The organism is Rahnella sp. Larv3_ips (assembly GCF_003697865.1).
GTDB lineage: Bacteria > Pseudomonadota > Gammaproteobacteria > Enterobacterales > Enterobacteriaceae > Rahnella > Rahnella rivi.
The window spans coordinates 142469-158242 of sequence record NZ_MJIB01000021.1 but is presented as its reverse complement, the minus strand read 5'-3'; the positions used below and the strand labels follow the sequence as shown (position 1 = coordinate 158242).

At 51.6% G+C, this 15774-nt stretch carries 16 protein-coding genes and 1 tRNA gene; 11 read left to right on the top strand and 6 right to left on the bottom strand.

The features are described from left to right. Together ED901_RS20215 and ED901_RS20210 are read left to right on the top strand one after the other, a co-directional pair. The coding region (locus tag ED901_RS20215; RefSeq protein ID WP_122097053.1) for an MFS transporter at window positions 1-612 on the top strand (612 nt) is incomplete at its 5' end. Window positions 613-726: 114 nt separating this feature from the next. Next, window positions 727-1062, top strand: a complete 336-nt coding sequence (locus ED901_RS20210) for a DUF2002 family protein (RefSeq protein ID WP_056781967.1) — start codon at window positions 727-729, stop codon at window positions 1060-1062. A 54-nt stretch (window positions 1063-1116) separates the two neighbouring features. Here ED901_RS20210 and ED901_RS20205 read toward each other — a convergent pair whose 3' ends face one another. Next, window positions 1117-1557 carry a DUF1198 domain-containing protein gene (locus ED901_RS20205; protein WP_056781965.1) on the bottom strand — a complete coding sequence of 147 codons (441 nt, stop codon included), beginning with the start codon at window positions 1555-1557 and terminating at the stop codon, window positions 1117-1119. A gap of 199 nt (window positions 1558-1756) precedes the next feature. Here ED901_RS20205 and ED901_RS20200 point away from each other — a divergent pair, with 199 nt between their 5' ends. Continuing rightward, window positions 1757-2287, top strand: coding sequence for a class IV adenylate cyclase (locus ED901_RS20200; protein ID WP_122097052.1), 531 nt, complete (start codon window positions 1757-1759; stop codon window positions 2285-2287). A gap of 65 nt (window positions 2288-2352) precedes the next feature. On the opposite strand, the gene ygfZ is transcribed toward ED901_RS20200, so the two are convergent. Continuing rightward, window positions 2353-3345, bottom strand: a complete 993-nt coding sequence (gene ygfZ, locus ED901_RS20195) for a tRNA-modifying protein YgfZ (protein ID WP_056781961.1) — start codon at window positions 3343-3345, stop codon at window positions 2353-2355. A gap of 266 nt (window positions 3346-3611) precedes the next feature. On the opposite strand from ygfZ, the gene sdhE reads away from it, so the two are divergent. Next, the gene (sdhE, locus tag ED901_RS20190) at window positions 3612-3878 is read left to right on the top strand and encodes an FAD assembly factor SdhE (RefSeq protein WP_056782048.1); all 267 of its coding nucleotides are present in this window, start codon (window positions 3612-3614) and stop codon (window positions 3876-3878) included. After that, on the top strand, window positions 3859-4311 hold the full coding sequence (locus tag ED901_RS20185; RefSeq protein ID WP_056781958.1) for a protein YgfX: 453 nt from the start codon (window positions 3859-3861) through the stop codon (window positions 4309-4311). Before sdhE ends, ED901_RS20185 begins: the two co-directional genes overlap by 20 nt. A 31-nt stretch (window positions 4312-4342) precedes the next feature. Here ED901_RS20185 and fldB read toward each other — a convergent pair whose 3' ends face one another. Then, window positions 4343-4861: a flavodoxin FldB gene (fldB, locus tag ED901_RS20180; protein WP_056781956.1), complete on the bottom strand. Its 519-nt coding sequence runs from the start codon at window positions 4859-4861 to the stop codon at window positions 4343-4345. Window positions 4862-5062: 201 nt separating this feature from the next. Between fldB and xerD the strand changes: the two genes are divergently transcribed. From xerD to ED901_RS20150, 6 genes are all read left to right on the top strand, one after another. Further along, window positions 5063-6022, top strand: coding sequence for a site-specific tyrosine recombinase XerD (gene xerD, locus ED901_RS20175; RefSeq protein ID WP_122097051.1), 960 nt, complete (start codon window positions 5063-5065; stop codon window positions 6020-6022). A gap of 24 nt (window positions 6023-6046) precedes the next feature. Then, complete coding sequence (gene dsbC, locus ED901_RS20170) at window positions 6047-6766, top strand: bifunctional protein-disulfide isomerase/oxidoreductase DsbC (RefSeq protein ID WP_056781954.1); 720 nt, start codon at window positions 6047-6049, stop codon at window positions 6764-6766. Window positions 6767-6772: 6 nt separating this feature from the next. Beyond that, complete coding sequence (gene recJ, locus ED901_RS20165; RefSeq protein ID WP_122097050.1) at window positions 6773-8506, top strand: single-stranded-DNA-specific exonuclease RecJ; 1734 nt, start codon at window positions 6773-6775, stop codon at window positions 8504-8506. Window positions 8507-8637: 131 nt separating this feature from the next. Continuing rightward, window positions 8638-9736 (top strand): peptide chain release factor 2 gene (gene prfB / locus ED901_RS20160; RefSeq protein WP_122097049.1). Its coding sequence is split into 2 segments (ribosomal slippage): window positions 8638-8712 and window positions 8714-9736, totalling 1098 coding nucleotides; the frame shifts between segments, so codons are not numbered across the junction. Between the two features lie 9 nt (window positions 9737-9745). Further along, entirely contained in the window at window positions 9746-11281 is a 1536-nt protein-coding gene (lysS, locus tag ED901_RS20155) for a lysine--tRNA ligase (protein ID WP_056781950.1), read from the top strand. A gap of 150 nt (window positions 11282-11431) precedes the next feature. Continuing rightward, a tRNA-Gly gene (locus ED901_RS20150) sits at window positions 11432-11505 on the top strand. A gap of 168 nt (window positions 11506-11673) precedes the next feature. On the opposite strand, the gene ED901_RS20145 is transcribed toward ED901_RS20150, so the two are convergent. From ED901_RS20145 to ED901_RS20135, 3 genes are all read right to left on the bottom strand, one after another. After that, window positions 11674-12090, bottom strand: a complete 417-nt coding sequence (locus ED901_RS20145) for a hypothetical protein (protein ID WP_122097048.1) — start codon at window positions 12088-12090, stop codon at window positions 11674-11676. Between the two features lie 496 nt (window positions 12091-12586). Then, entirely contained in the window at window positions 12587-14131 is a 1545-nt protein-coding gene (locus ED901_RS20140; RefSeq protein WP_122097047.1) for a DHA2 family efflux MFS transporter permease subunit, read from the bottom strand. Beyond that, window positions 14131-15249 carry an HlyD family efflux transporter periplasmic adaptor subunit gene (locus ED901_RS20135; protein ID WP_162997928.1) on the bottom strand — a complete coding sequence of 373 codons (1119 nt, stop codon included), beginning with the start codon at window positions 15247-15249 and terminating at the stop codon, window positions 14131-14133. The genes ED901_RS20140 and ED901_RS20135 overlap by 1 nt, the downstream gene beginning before the upstream one ends. Window positions 15250-15774 lie beyond the last annotated feature (525 nt).

Sequence of the window (15774 nt, the reverse complement as noted above, 5' to 3'; positions counted from 1 at the left end):
CGCAAAGCGGCGATTTCAGTCACCGCCGGTAAACGGATCGCGTTCCGATCGGTGATCGGACGGATCGGGTTGTACGGTCTGGGTCTGGGCTTTGGCACCATCGGCTTCGGGGTGATCGCCACCTTTATCACGCTCTATTATGCCGATAAGGGCTGGAGCGGGGCGGCGTTTACTCTCACTTTATTCAGCCTCGGCTTCGTCGGTGCGCGGCTGGTGTTCGGCAATATGATCAACCGGTTCGGCGGTTTGCGGGTGTCGCTGGTGTCTTTTGTTGTCGAAATCGCAGGCTTGCTGATGATTTGGCTGGGAACCGACCCTGTCACGGTACAGCTGGGGGCATTTCTTACCGGCTCCGGCTTCTCGCTGATTTTCCCTGCTCTGGGCGTGGAAGCTGTGAAACAAGTTCCCCCGCAGAATCAGGGAACGGCGCTCGGGCTGTATTCCGCTTTTCTCGATCTCGGGCTTGGGATCACCGGGCCGGTAGCCGGACTGATGATTGCGCATCTGGGTACCCCTTCTATTTATCTGGCGGCGGCTTTTATGGTGGTGATCGCCTGGCTGCTGACCCTGAAACTCTGGCTGCAAACATCACGGCAAACATCGTCCCGCTAGCTTTTTTGATGTGTTTAGATAAATCCTAAATGCGCCAAAATTGGGGATAAAGGCATTGTCTGGCAGAGTTATTGCGGTAAGGTCGCCTTGCGGTTAAAGAAGCGAGGAGCAACCATGTATTTACGGCCAGATGAAGTGGCACGCGTTTTAGAAACATCAGGATTTGAGCGCGATTATATTGATGATAAAGCATACGGTTATCGCCGTGGCGAGTTCTATGTGTATGTGAACCGGGAAGCGCGGTTTGGCCGGACTGCCCTGGTAATACACCCGGCGATGAAAGAACGCAGCGAGCGTTTTGCCGAGCCAACGGCATCTTTTCGCAGCAGCGATGCCTACAAGAATTTCCCGCTGGATGTGTCCAGCGACAACGAAACCTACTACGGCATTTGCCACGGTTTCAGTTCACGCCAGATTTTGGCGAGTTATCTGGATAACGTGTTCAGATAAGCAGTCAGTTCAATCTGATGAGAAAAAGCCGCTGACTCAGCGGCTTTTTTGCATCTAAACCAGATGGATTTGATTATAGGTTTCGTTATAGTCGCGACGAAATTGCGCCAGCTCGAAGGGTTCGATATCCAGTTCGGCGAAGTAAAACAGCGCCAGCTCGGCGTGTTCACTGCTCAGTTGCGGCGGCAGGTGCGCACGCACCAGAATATTTCGCCAGCGGACAATATTTTCAGCCGACGCATCTTTGATGAACGTGTGATAGATGAACACGACGTAGGCGGCCTTGCGGATCTCTTCCGCATAGCCACCGCTTATGGAGCGGATAAACATCTGACTCTGTCGTTTGCCCATTTCCAGCAGCATAGAATCGATATAAACCGGTTTAATTTTCAACAGACTGGCGAGTGAATCATTCGCTTTACGGGTGTCTGCCGTCATGAACCAATAACCCACAATAAAAACCACAACAATTGCAGCAAGCATAATCCATATCATTCTGGACTCTGGCCTCCGGCCTTTTCTGGCGTGATGTAAAGGTGCATGCAACACCCGATGCTGCGAGTTTATCTGCTAATGGAAAGAAATACGTGAAGGTGTGACAAAGAATTTGCGCCCGCCGGGCAGAATGTCATTGTAGGGACATGAGATATTGATGAAATCAGCCCAAAAAGCATGACCTTTTAAGGAGTCAACGATGGCCAGAAACATTGAAATCAAAGCAAAGGTAGATGATTTTTCAGCGTTGTATGAAAAGCTGGCGCTGATAAGTGACGGGCTGCCGGACATTATCGATCAGGACGACACCTTTTTTATCTGCCCGCACGGACGTCTCAAATTACGCACACTGGCACCGGATCGCGGTGAACTGATTTTTTATCAGCGCCCCGATCAGGCTGGCCCGAAAACCAGTTTCTACACGCTCACAGAAACTCAGGATCCTCACGGCCTGCGTGAAACCCTGACGCTGGCCTATGGCGCGGCTGGCCGCGTGATCAAGCAACGTACACTGTTTATGACCGGGCAAACCCGTCTGCATCTCGACCGGGTAAAAGGTCTGGGTGATTATCTCGAGTTTGAAGTGGTGCTGGCAGATGAAGAAACGCCGGAGCAGGGCATTGCGATAGCGGAAGACTTACTGGAACGGCTGGGGATTGAACGTCAGGAACTGGTGGATCAGGCGTATGTTGATCTGCTCAAACACAAAGGGCAGCATCACACCGGCTGAGCCGGCACCGCATGCTGTTTGACCGCCTTCATGTCGAAGATGAAGGCGGTTAAGAAGTGATGACCTTATTTCTTTTCTTCCAGCGAATACGGCAGCGGCTGAATGGCCAGGTGGCTGGTCACATCTTCACGGACACGCAGTTTTGCATCGGCTTCCAGATCGTTATTCAGCACGGCCTGAACCCAGACGGTGCCGTCGTTAAGCTGTACCGCTGCCAACACCGTGCCGGTACGACGCCAGTTTTCACCGAGTTGCATTTCGAGATCGTCTGCAGGAGCGGGCACTTTGCTGGCCTTGCCTGACAACCAGAACAGCGCACGTTTGTTGGCACCGCGGTATTTCGCGCGCGCCACCATTTCCTGACCGGCGTAGCAGCCTTTGGTAAAGCTGATGCCGTCCAGCGCCTGAATGTTAGTCGCCTGCGGAATAAACTGCACCGCGTTGGCGCTGTCAATCACCGGGAATCCTGCTTCGATATCCAGTGCCAGCCACTGCTGGCTGTCATTACGCTGCGCCTGTTCTCCCAGTTCCTCTGCCACCTGCCGGGCTTTTTCCGGGCTGGTGATAATCAGATAACGTTCGGCGGGCAACGAAAAATGCAGCAGCGTCGTTTCATCTTGTTGCACCACCGGCTGTTCAGCGGTCGGCAGCGTTGAGAACAATCCGGTCAGCGCTGCGCTGGCCTGAAAACCTGCCACGCCCAGCAGCACCACATCGTCATCGGCGGTAAAGGTGATCTTAGAAAAGACCGCATACTTTTTGATTTCAGCTAATTGCGTATCGCGCAGGTTACGGCGTTCGAGATAAGCCATACCGTCGCCGCGTTTGAATAGCCGCAGGTTACTCCACATTTTGCCTTTAGCATCGCAATGCGCGCACAGCACATGGTCATCGGCGGCCAGCGCATCGACGTCGGCAGTGACCTGACCTTGCAGATATTTCATCGTATCCGCACCGCTCATGGTGACCATTGCCCAGTCTTCCAGCGAAATGAGGGTCAGCGGCAGGTGGGAGGACGCAGAAGGTTTTTGCGGTGGAAACGGAAATTCGTGAGTCATTTTCTTATCCCGGTCTATGAAATGTGACTGATGCCTCATGGTAAAAGAGGCCATCACCTTTTAAAACAGTTATTGGTGCCTTTTACGGGATGCCTTCCGGAGAATGTAAAACATGCGACAGGTTTGCATCAGGTTTTACGGCACATCACGTAGATTGACAAAACAAGGCACTGAAAAGTTACTTCACATGCCAAGCGGCTGTTAGAATCGAAAAAATTCCCTTTTCGCCCCTACAAAAGAGTCTCGTTATGGAAAGCAAAAACCAACTGGATATCAATAATCGATCACAGATCCACTGGGCCTGCCGTCGCGGAATGCGCGAGCTGGATATCTCTATCATGCCGTTCTTTGAGTACGAATATGACGGTCTGGATGAGACAGATAAAGCCCTGTTTGCCCGTCTCCTGACCAACGATGATCCCGATTTATTTAACTGGCTGATGAATCACGGCGCGCCTCAGGACGCTGAATTACAACGCATGGTGGCTCTCATTCAGACCCGAAATAAAGACCGTGGCCCTGTGGCGATGTGATTTAAGGGTGTCCTGGCGCAGTCAGTTGATTTCACTGGGCATTTACGGCGCAGTGATGTTGCTGATTTTGCTGGCACCCTGGCCGCCAGGCTACTGGCCCGCATGGATGACGTTGCTTTTGCTGATGCTTTTTGAATGTATCCGCAGCCAGCGGCGTATCACTGCACGCACCGGCGAGGTGATTCTGCTCGATGAGCGACGCCTGATTTGGCGAGGCCAGGAATGGCAGCTCAAACATCCGGTGTGGATGATAAGCCACGGCGCGTTGCTGTCTTTGCGGCGTGAAAAACGTAAAGGGGGTCTGGCGCAGGCGATGCGCAGTTCACGACACCGTTTATGGCTGGCATCGGACAGTATGAGCGTGGAAGAGTGGCGGCGTTTACGCCAGATATTACTTAACTGCCGCCCACCGAACCCGAAAGAGCAGGGCTGAGGGCGGCGTCAGACGCGAAGTGCCGGAAGGGTTACAGCAGCGCATCCATTTCCAGCAGGATTTGCTCGCACCACTGTTGCAGGCGTTCGTCGGTGAGATCGAACTGATTCACATCATCGAGCGCCAGCCCGACAAAATGTTTACCGTCCGCACTCAGCGGTTTCGGGCTGGTGAACTCAAAACCTTCCGTCGGCCAGAAACCGATGAACTTCACGCCCATTGGCACCAGCTGGTGGTACAACATGCCGAGCGCATCGAGGAACCATTCGCTATAACCGAGCTGGTCGCCCATGCCATACATCGCCACGATTTTGCCTCGCAGTTTAAGCGTAGGCAGTTGATTCCAGACGGCCTCCCAGTCTTCCTGGATCTCACCGAAATCCCATGTCGGGATGCCGAGGATCAGGACGCTGTAGTCTTCCATTTTTTCCGGATCGACATCTTTGAGGTTGTGCAAATCAACCAGATCTTCGCCCAAAATATCGCGAATTTTCTCCGCGGCCATTTCGGTGTAACAGGTGCTGGAGCCGTAGAAAAGACCAATCTTCATACTTGTTGCCATAACGTCAAAAGAATTCGAATGGTTAGCAGTGTATACCCAAAAGCACTATTTTTGCATCAGGGCTGCCCATTCGCAGGCAACCACCGTGATGAAGGGACGGGCAGATTTGGGCGGCGTTTCCTCTTAATGAAAGGCATAATGTCATCACACGCCCATTGCGCGGCCTGTACTTGCACAAAAGGAATCAGGATGCCAAACCAGGATAATGTGACCCGTCAGGGGGATAACCCTGAGCCGTCTGATCAGGCGGTGAATCAGGCCGATCAGAACCTGATGGAACAGTTTCTTGATACGCTGTGGATTGAGCGCAATCTCGCAGAAAATACGCTGGCATCTTACCGTCAGGATCTGAAATCCCTGACCGGCTGGCTGCATCACCACAACACGGATCTGCTGCACGTCAGCGCCGAAGATTTGCAATTGTTCCTCGCCGAACGTGTCGAGGGCGGCTACAAAGCCACCAGCTCAGCGCGGCTGCTCAGCGCGATGCGACGACTGTTTCAATACATGAACCGTGAATCCGTTCGTCAGGATGATCCTACCGCGCTGCTCTCCTCACCCAAATTGCCACAGCGTCTGCCAAAAGATCTCAGCGAAGCGCAGGTGAGTACACTGCTCGCGTCGCCAAGCGTCGATGTACCGCTTGAACTGCGTGACAAAGCCATGCTCGAGTTGTTGTATGCCACCGGTTTGCGTGTTTCCGAGCTGGTCGGGCTGACGCTCAGCGACATCAGTTTGCGTCAGGGCGTGGTGAGGGTGATCGGTAAAGGGAACAAAGAACGGCTGGTGCCGATGGGAGAAGAAGCGGTCTACTGGCTGGAGAATTATTTGGAGCACGGAAGGCCCTGGCTGCTGAACGGGCAATCGCTCGATATCGTGTTTCCGAGTAACCGCGCGCAGAAAATGACCCGGCAGACATTCTGGCATCGCATCAAACACTATGCGATCCTTGCGGGTATTGATGCAGAGCGGTTATCTCCCCACGTGTTACGCCACGCTTTTGCCACTCATTTACTGAACCATGGCGCGGATCTGCGTGTGGTGCAAATGTTGTTAGGTCACAGTGACTTATCGACCACTCAAATTTATACGCATGTAGCGACTGAACGACTCAAACAGCTACATCAACAACATCATCCCCGCGCCTGACTGGCCGGGAAAAAGGACGAAATGATGAAAAAAGGTTTAATGCTGCTCACTTTTATTGCCGCGTGTATGAGCTCCGCGGTGCAGGCTGATGATGCAGCAATCAAAGCAACGCTGAATAAACTGGGCATGAGTCAGGCGGATATTCAGCCCACTCCGGTGACCGGCCTGAGCGCGGTTTCCACCAGCGGCGGCGTAATTTACATCACTGATGACGGAAAACACGTATTGCAGGGGCCGATGTATGACGTCAGCGGGGCTCAGCCTGTCAACGTGACCAACAAAACGCTGGTGAAAAAGCTGGATGCGTTGAAAAACGAAATGATCATCTACAAAGCTAAAAACGAAAAACACGTGATCACAGTGTTTACCGACATCACCTGCGGTTACTGCCACAAATTGCATCAGCAGATGCAAGGCTATAACGATCTCGGTATTACCGTGCGTTATCTGGCGTTCCCGCGTCAGGGGCTGGATTCTAAAACTGAGAAAGACATGCAGTCGATCTGGTGCACCGGTGACCGTAATACCACCTTTGATGCAGCAATGCGCGGTGATGACATTACTCCGGCAACCTGTAAAACCAGTGATATCGCGAAACATTATGAACTGGGCGTGCAGTTTGGCGTGACCGGCACGCCGGCGATCGTGCTGGAAGATGGTTCCCTGATCCCGGGTTATCAGCCGCCAAAAGAACTGGCTGCCGCGCTCGACAAGCGTGCTCTCTCACATAAAACCGGTGGCTGATTTTTCGTGACCCTTAAGACTCAACTTCGCCGCCGTGAGGCCGCGACCGGCGTGGAACTTCCCGCTGAACTCTCCCCGTTATTACGCCGGTTATACCTCTCGCGTGGCGTGAAAGACAGCCAGGAACTGGAGCGCAGCGTGCGTGGCATGCTGCCTTATCAGCAACTCGATGGCATTGATGATGCGGTCAGGCTGTTGCAAAAAGCCCTGACAGAGCGGCTGCGCATTATCATCGTCGGCGATTTCGACGCCGATGGTGCCACCAGCACCGCGCTGGCGCTGCTTTCCCTGCGCAGTATGGGCTGTGGCAATCTCGATTTTCTGGTGCCAAACCGTTTCGAAGACGGTTACGGCCTCAGCCCGGAAGTGGTGGAGCAGGCGGCGGCACGCGGCGCTGAGCTGATTCTGACCGTGGATAACGGCATCTCTTCTCATGCAGGCGTCACGCTTGCCCACGAGAAGGGCATTCAGGTGCTGGTCACCGATCACCACCTGCCGGGCGATACCTTGCCGGATGCCGAGGCGATCATTAACCCGAATCTGCACGGTTGTGCGTTTCCTTCCAAATCGCTGGCGGGTGTCGGTGTGGCGTTTTATCTGATGCTGGCGCTGCGCAGTGCGTTACGCGACAGCGGCTGGTTCGAGAAAACCGGCCTGACGCCGCCCAATCTGGCGGAACATCTGGATCTGGTGGCGCTCGGTACCGTGGCAGACGTGGTGCCGCTCGATGCCAATAACCGCATCATGGTGTATCAGGGGTTGAACCGCATCCGTGCGGGCAAATGCCGCCCCGGCATCCGCGCGTTGCTGGAAGTGGCCGGTCGTGAAGCGCGCACGCTGGGGGCAAGTGATTTAGGTTTTGCTCTGGGGCCACGGCTTAACGCCGCCGGGCGTCTTGACGATATGTCAGTGGGTGTGGCGTTGCTGCTCACCGAAGATATCGGCCAGGCACGCGCGCTGGCGAGTGATTTAGATGCGCTCAACCAGACCCGTCGCGAAATAGAGCAGGGTATGCAGGTGGAAGCGCTGGCGCTGTGCGACAAACTGGAGCAGGGCAACGAGGCGCTGCCGTACGGGCTGGCGATGTACCACCCGGAATGGCATCAGGGCGTGGTCGGTATTCTGGCATCACGCCTGAAAGAACGTTTTAACCGCCCGGTGATTGCGTTTGCGCCGGCAGGTGAAGGTATTCTGAAAGGCTCAGGCCGTTCGATTGCCGGTTTGCATATGCGCGATGCGCTGGAACGCCTTGATACTCTCAATCCGGGCCTGATGATGAAATTCGGCGGGCACGCGATGGCTGCAGGCTTATCGCTGGAAGAGAGTAAATTCGACGAGTTTCGTGACAAATTCGCCGGACTGGTCGGCGAATGGCTGGATCCTTCGCATCTGGAAGGCGTGGTGTGGTCCGACGGCGAACTGGCCGCGCAGGAACTGACGCTGGATACCGCTGAAATGCTGCGTGACGGCGGCCCCTGGGGGCAGTCATTCCCTGAACCGACGTTCGACGGCACTTTCCGAATCCTGCAACAAAAGCTTCTGAAAGAGCGTCATCTGAAACTGATGATTGAACCCCTCGGCGGCGGCCCGCTGCTTGACGGCATTGCGTTTAACATCGATCCGACCTTCTGGCCCGACAGCAGCATCCGTGAAGTGCAACTGGCATACCGGCTGGATATCAACGAATTCCGTGGAAATCGCAGCGTTCAGTTGATCATTCAACATTTGTGGCCGAAATAAGCCTTTTGCGTACGGAATAAACCCTGCAAAAAAACGGCTCGTTGCTATAAAAAGACCGCTAATTCCGTTAGAATCGGCGGTTCGAATGGCATTGGGCCAACTCCGAATCTAACGTAAGACGCGAAAAAATTATGTTTGAAATTAATCCGGTTAAAAACCGCATTCAGGACCTGTCCGAACGGACAGTCGTTCTTCGGGGGTATCTTTGACTATGATGCCAAGAAAGAACGCCTCGAAGAAGTAAACGCCGAGCTGGAACAGCCGGACGTCTGGAACGAACCTGAACGCGCACAGGCGCTGGGTAAAGAACGTTCCGCTCTGGAAGCTATCGTGGAAACCATCGATGAGTTGTTGCAGGGCGCGGAAGACGTGACCGGCCTGCTCGAACTGGCAGTTGAAGCCGACGATGAAGACACCTTCAACGAAACGGTTGCCGAACTCGATGTACTGACCGCCAAACTGGAGCAGCTGGAATTCCGCCGCATGTTCTCCGGTGAATACGACAGCGCAAGTTGCTACCTCGACATTCAGGCCGGTTCCGGTGGTACGGAAGCGCAGGACTGGGCGAGCATGCTGCTGCGTATGTATTTACGCTGGGCTGAAGCCAAAGGTTTCAAAACGGAAGTGATTGAAGAGTCTGACGGCGAAGTCGCAGGCCTGAAATCCGCCACCATCAAGATCATCGGTGACTATGCGTTTGGCTGGTTGCGTACCGAAACTGGCGTGCATCGCCTGGTACGTAAAAGCCCGTTTGACTCCGGTGGCCGTCGTCATACCTCTTTCAGTTCCGCGTTTGTTTATCCGGAAGTGGACGATGACATCGCTATCGAAATCAACCCGGCCGACCTGCGTATCGACGTATACCGCGCGTCAGGTGCGGGTGGTCAGCACGTCAACAAAACGGAATCTGCGGTACGTATTACCCACCTTCCGACCAACATTGTGACCCAGTGTCAGAACGACCGCTCCCAGCATAAAAACAAAGATCAGGCCATGAAGCAGATGAAAGCGAAGCTTTATGAGTATGAGATGCAGAAGAAAAATGCGGATAAACAGCAGCTGGAAGACAACAAGTCTGACATCGGCTGGGGCAGCCAGATTCGTTCTTACGTGCTGGATGATGCTCGTATCAAAGATTTGCGTACAGGCGTCGAAACACGAAATACGCAGGCCGTGTTGGATGGCGACCTGGATAAATTCATCGAAGCCAGTTTGAAAGCCGGGTTATAAGGAACCAACATGTCTGAACAACAATCGCCTGCTCAACAGCAGCCAACAGAAAACGTACCCGATCTTAACAACGAGCTTAAGGCGCGTCGTGAGAAGCTGGCTTTGCTGCGTGAATCCGGCAATGCGTTCCCTAACGATTTCCGTCGTGACAGCATCTCCGATGAACTGCACGCGAAATACGGCGAAAAGACCAACGAAGAGCTGGAAGCTTTAGACATCAGCGTTACCGTCGGTGGCCGTATGATGACCCGTCGCATCATGGGCAAGGCATCTTTCGTGACCCTGCAAGATGTGGGTGGCCGTATTCAGCTTTACGTTGCGCGTGACGATCTGGCAGAAGGCATCTACAACGAGCAGTTCAAGAAATGGGATCTGGGCGATATCCTGGGTGCGACCGGTAAACTGTTCAAAACCAAGACCGGCGAACTGTCGATCCACTGTTCTGAACTGCGTCTGCTGACCAAAGCACTGCGTCCGCTGCCGGACAAATTCCACGGCCTGCAAGATCAGGAAGCGCGTTACCGTCAGCGTTATCTCGACCTGATCGCCAACGATGATTCCCGTAAAACCTTCAAGATCCGTTCTCAGATCATGTCGGGTATCCGCAGCTTCATGGTGGAAAACGGCTTCATGGAAGTCGAAACCCCGATGATGCAGGTGATCCCTGGCGGTGCAGCGGCGCGTCCGTTCATCACGCACCATAATGCACTCGATATCGACATGTACCTGCGTATCGCGCCGGAACTGTATCTGAAACGTCTGGTGGTGGGTGGCTTCGATCGCGTATTCGAAATCAACCGTAACTTCCGTAACGAAGGCGTTTCTCCGCGTCACAACCCAGAGTTCACCATGATGGAACTCTACATGGCGTACGCGGATTACAAAGATCTGATCGTTCTGACCGAATCCCTGTTCCGCACGCTGACCGAATCGGTTCTGGGCAGCAGCGTTGTGCAGTACGGCGAGCAGACTTTCGATTTCGGCAAGCCGTTCGCCAAGCTGACCATGCGTGAAGCGATCTGCAAATACCGTCCGGAAACCAACGTTGCCGATCTCGACGATCTGGCTAAAGCGACCGCTATCGCAGAATCTATCGGTATCAAAATCGAGAAGAGCTGGGGTCTGGGCCGTATCGTGACTGAGATCTTCGAAGAAACCGCAGAAGCGCAGCTGATTCAGCCAACCTTCATTACCGAGTACCCGGCAGAAGTTTCTCCGCTGGCGCGCCGTAATGACGACAACCCTGAAATCACTGACCGTTTTGAATTCTTCATCGGTGGCCGTGAAATCGGTAACGGTTTCTCCGAGCTGAACGATGCTGAAGACCAGGCACAGCGCTTTGCTGACCAGGTTTCTGCGAAAGATGCAGGCGACGACGAAGCAATGTTCTTCGACGAAGACTACGTGACAGCGCTGGAACACGGCCTGCCACCGACTGCCGGTTTGGGTATTGGTATCGACCGTATGGTTATGCTGTTCACCAACAGCCACACCATCCGCGACGTTATCCTGTTCCCGGCAATGCGTCCGCAGACACAGAAATAAGTTTCCTCAGAAACAACAAAAGGGCGCTCCGGCGCCCTTTTTTATGTTGCAGATCACGCCACACGCTAACTGCTTAAAACTCCAGCGCTTATCCGCAATCACGCCTTGCTCCGCCGCTGTAACCGGTTATAATGCCCCTCGCACACCGATGCGGGTGTAGTTCAATGGTAGAACGGCAGCTTCCCAAGCTGCATACGAGGGTTCGATTCCCTTCACCCGCTCCAAAAAGTATCCCTCTCTGAAACTCTCAATCCCCAACAAAATTCATTATCCAGTACCGTGTATTCGTATTTTCTCTACGACACTTTCGTGCCCGTGGACGCCATTGGTCGGGCGATCGACATTCATCCTGCTGTGATCTGGCCGGGCCGTTATTACGACCCGGAAACACATCAGTAATTCCGGGTATCCTGTCCATCGAATATATTCGAATGACTCGTTGAGCTGCGTCCGTCGCTGTACCTCACGTCCTGGCCGCCAAAGATATTGGACTGGCTGGTGGATGTGCTGCCATCACTGTTCCGTACATCCTGACCACCAAAGATATTGGACTGGCTGGTAGATGTGCTGCCATCGCTGTTTCGCACATCCTGACCACCGAAAATATTGGCCTGGCTGGAGGATGTCCGACCATCGCTGTAACGCACATCTTGTCCGCCAAAAATATTCGACTGACTGCTCGATGTCAGTCCGTTGTCATACTGACAATCCTGCCCACCAAAGATATTTGCCTGGCAGCTGTCCGCAACTGCATAACCCGCTTGCCCCGCGATCAGACATAACCCCAAAACCAGAGACTTAACGTTCATAGATTCCTTCCAAAAGTAGTGACTCACACCCGATGAATGTTAGTCCTGAGAAAGAAAATGAGTGTGTCAGCAAATCCTAATTTTCTGTAAATCCTGGTCGGGAAAAGCAATGAATTACAAAGGGCTGACGGGTTATATCAAAACATTCTGAAAAACTCGGTGTGTTCCGAATCAGGCAGCGAAACAGCAATGCCTTGTTCTTCACCTGCAAGCTTCATGTTTGCAGCGTCTTGCGGCTGCCGGTGATATTCAGATTACGCAGGGTCAGATGGCCGACGGGAATCACCTCTTACACTGACCGCCGGTGTCTGCGTTTCCAGGTGGTTAAATATCAGCAGCCGAAATAAATAACGGTATGAAGAAAGTGCCGAAAAATTTCAGATCACCTCTGGCGATTCAATGCATATAAACAGCGAACATCATCATATGAAATCGCAGGATTGGTCGCTGATAAATGAAAAATTCATTAAAAGTGATTTTTACGTTGAAATTCGGGTCAGCCCCCGGAATCAGGCACCGTGCTATTGAGCGGTTTGGAAAACCAAACCAGTAATGTAAGAAAAAGAAAAATAAATGACGAAAGATAAAATATTTCATTCGCGGAAATCAGCAGTGACTGTTGTGTAATTAGCTGGTTAATATATTCCAGTGCCTGCGAGGTCGTTAACCCCAGCGATTTTAAGCCACTAAAATAGTGCTCAAACACGGGATTGGCCGGGTTAATATTCTCCGTAAGTTGAGTGTGATGAACTGACTCACGCCGGCTCCATAATGTCATTGTCAGCGAGGTGCCCACTGAGCCAGACAGGGTGCGGAAAAAATTGCTCAGGCTTGTGGCACTCGCCAGCTTGTCGTAAGAGAGCCCTGCCAGAGATATCGTGGTTAAGGGCAGGAAGAAACACGCCACCGCGAACCCCTGTATCAGCTGCGGCAAGACAATGGAGGTGAAACCAATGGTCGGCGTAAACGTAACAGCGCGCCAGTAATAGCAAACGAAATAAACAGAAAAACTGAAGGTCACCAGAACCCGCATATCAATGCTGTTGCTATAGCGACCGATCAGAGGCGCAATAATCAGTGGCATTAAGCCGATAGGTGCATAGGCCAAACCTGCCCACACGGAGGTGTAACCAAAAACACTTTGCAAAAGTTGGGGCATTAAAACAATAGCCCCGGAATAAATCAGGTACGCGCAGACAATACATAAAACGCCGATGCTAAAATTACGCGATTTAAATAAGCTGAAATCGACGATCGGGTTTTTATTTTTCACTTCGTGGACCACTAACAACACCAGCGTGACAACTGAAATGAGAGTGAGCGTAACTATTGTTGACGAGTTAAACCAATCTAAATCCTTGCCTTTATCCAGCATAATTTGCAGAGAACCAACGCCCAGGACAAGCAAGCTAAGTCCTACCAGATTAAGTTTTACCGGCTCAGTCGCCGTTTCCCGACCTTTCAGTAAAAAAGAACAAAGTATTACAACAGCGATACCCATAGGTATATTGATAAAGAAGATCCATCCCCAATGGTAATTGTCGCAAATATAGCCGCCGAGAATAGGCCCAAAAATAGGGGCAATAATGACGGTCATTGACCATATCGCTAACGCGTAGGTGCGTTTTTCCGGAGGATAATTGCGCAGAAGCAAACTTTGCGACAGCGGAATAAGCGGCCCGGCCACCAGCCCTTGAATGACACGAAAGAAAATCAGCATATTGAGACTGGAAGAGATCCCGCAACAAAAGGATGTAATAAAAAACAACGTTACCGACAGTAAAAAAAGCCATCTTTCACCTAAACGTAACGCGAGTCGTCCGGTGACAGGAATTGAAATAGCGTTGGCAACGCCAAACGAGGTAATGACCCAGGTGCCTTCATCGGAAGATGCGCCCAACGATCCTGAGATAGTTTGTATCGCCACATTCGTGATGGTTGAATCGAGCATCTGCATAAAGGTTGCCATTGCCAGTGCAATAGTAACCAGAATTAATGTGCTTCCTTTAAGTGGCGCCGGAACGCCTGCTGAACACTCCATTATTGAGCTCCATTCCGGGCAATAATCTCGGCGATGTCATGTTCAATTTCCTGTGTATTCACAACCAGCGCCGTACTGTTTAAGGCCGGTGTGCGGATAACGTGGTCAGAGAGGGTGTTTTCTCCCATGCTCACCGCGTCGTCAGAATACAGCGTTGCCGTGGTGGAGAGCCCGATACGTAATGGATGTTTACGCAACTGCGCGGGATCAAGCGCCACACGAACAGGCACGCGTTGAACGACTTTAATCCAGTTCCCGGTGGCATTTTGCGCAGGCAGCAGCGAGAAGCTTCCTCCGGTGCCCATATTTATCCCTGCAACATGGCCTTCATAAGGCACTTTCTTGCCGTATATATCACTAATAAGCGTGACTTTTTGGCCTAAGGAGACACCGTTTAACTGCGTTTCCTTAAAGTTTGCATTAACCCACATTTGATCAAGTGGGATCACTGACATCAGTGTTTGGCCTGCGGAAACGGTTTGGCCCACCTGAACATTGCGTTCTGCGATATAGCCAGTCACCGGGCTGCGAATCACCGTGCGCTGCAGGGTAATCCATGCTTCACGAACTGCATCGGCGGCTTGCAGAACCTGAGGTTGCTTATTCACCGGCGTATCCAGAAGCAAAGCCTGACTGGCTTTATACTGCTGCGTGGCCGCATCTAACGCCGCTTTCTGAGAGGACACTTTATTGCGGTAATGTTCCAGCGCCATTTTTGCAATCAATGCATCACGGCTTAGCCCGTTCTGTCGCGCAAAGTCGGTCACTGCCTGGTCGTAAGCAATCTTTGCCTGCGTAACGTCTGCCTTAAGCTGCCCGTTCTGTAAGGTGAGCTGCTGTATCTGCCTGACCACAAAAGCCAGATTGCTTTTAGATTTCTGGTAAGCGAGTTGTGCATCGGTGTTATCGAGCACGGCCAGGACGTCGCCTTCATTAACTAATTCAGTGTCGGTATGATTCACCGTAATGACGCTGCCATTAATGAGAGCCGACACGGGATTCACGTTTCCTGCTACATAAGCATCATCTGTGGTTTGCTCATTTTTTAGTACTAAATACCAATATGTTATGCTGACGAAAGAGATTATGACGATGGCGATAATCACTGCCATTAGCATTAATTTTTTCTTCTTCTGGTCTGTTTTCACCTGATTATTTCTCACAATGAATTCTTAATTTTCCATGTATTTGGCTATGTCTTTCATCCATGTCAAAGGAGGGGCGGCACTCAATAATGAGCTTAACTGCCTGATAACAGGATTTTTTCAGTAGCCAGTTGTGTCATTATTAGATAATAAAAGGAGAGAGGGTTTATAGAAGAATGAGTCTTATTCTTTGTACAATTTTTCCTACGTCTGTAATCAATATTTGTAATAATTCATTGATTAAAAATTAACAATATTTAAACCTGGCAAGAACAGGTGCTTTATATAACCTAGTCTTCAAAGTACTTTCTCATTTACTGTGCGTTTATATTCTTATTGAAATAACATGTTACTCTATATTTTAAGCAATGGATGCAGTGCCTTTAATATCAAAGATATTATCATTTCAGATAATGCCTGCCGCTATATACATCTGATCAAATAAATACCTTTCCTCATGTGAATGTGAGGAATGCGTGTTTTTTATTTTTGTATTAA

Bases quoted from the DNA above. Each gene is read 5' to 3' on its own strand.
- ED901_RS20210 (WP_056781967.1), top strand. From the start codon at position 727: ATGTATTTACGGCCAGATGAAGTGGCACGCGTTTTAGAAACATCAGGA.
- ED901_RS20205 (WP_056781965.1), bottom strand. From the start codon at position 1,557: ATGATATGGATTATGCTTGCTGCAATTGTTGTGGTTTTTATTGTGGGT.
- ED901_RS20200 (WP_122097052.1), top strand. From the start codon at position 1,757: ATGGCCAGAAACATTGAAATCAAAGCAAAGGTAGATGATTTTTCAGCG.
- ygfZ (WP_056781961.1), bottom strand. From the start codon at position 3,345: ATGACTCACGAATTTCCGTTTCCACCGCAAAAACCTTCTGCGTCCTCC.
- fldB (WP_056781956.1), bottom strand. From the start codon at position 4,861: ATGAAGATTGGTCTTTTCTACGGCTCCAGCACCTGTTACACCGAAATG.
- xerD (WP_122097051.1), top strand. From the start codon at position 5,063: ATGCCAAACCAGGATAATGTGACCCGTCAGGGGGATAACCCTGAGCCG.
- dsbC (WP_056781954.1), top strand. From the start codon at position 6,047: ATGAAAAAAGGTTTAATGCTGCTCACTTTTATTGCCGCGTGTATGAGC.
- lysS (WP_056781950.1), top strand. From the start codon at position 9,746: ATGTCTGAACAACAATCGCCTGCTCAACAGCAGCCAACAGAAAACGTA.
- ED901_RS20145 (WP_122097048.1), bottom strand. From the start codon at position 12,090: ATGAACGTTAAGTCTCTGGTTTTGGGGTTATGTCTGATCGCGGGGCAA.
- ED901_RS20140 (WP_122097047.1), bottom strand. From the start codon at position 14,131: ATGGAGTGTTCAGCAGGCGTTCCGGCGCCACTTAAAGGAAGCACATTA.
- ED901_RS20135 (WP_162997928.1), bottom strand. From the start codon at position 15,249: ATGCTAATGGCAGTGATTATCGCCATCGTCATAATCTCTTTCGTCAGC.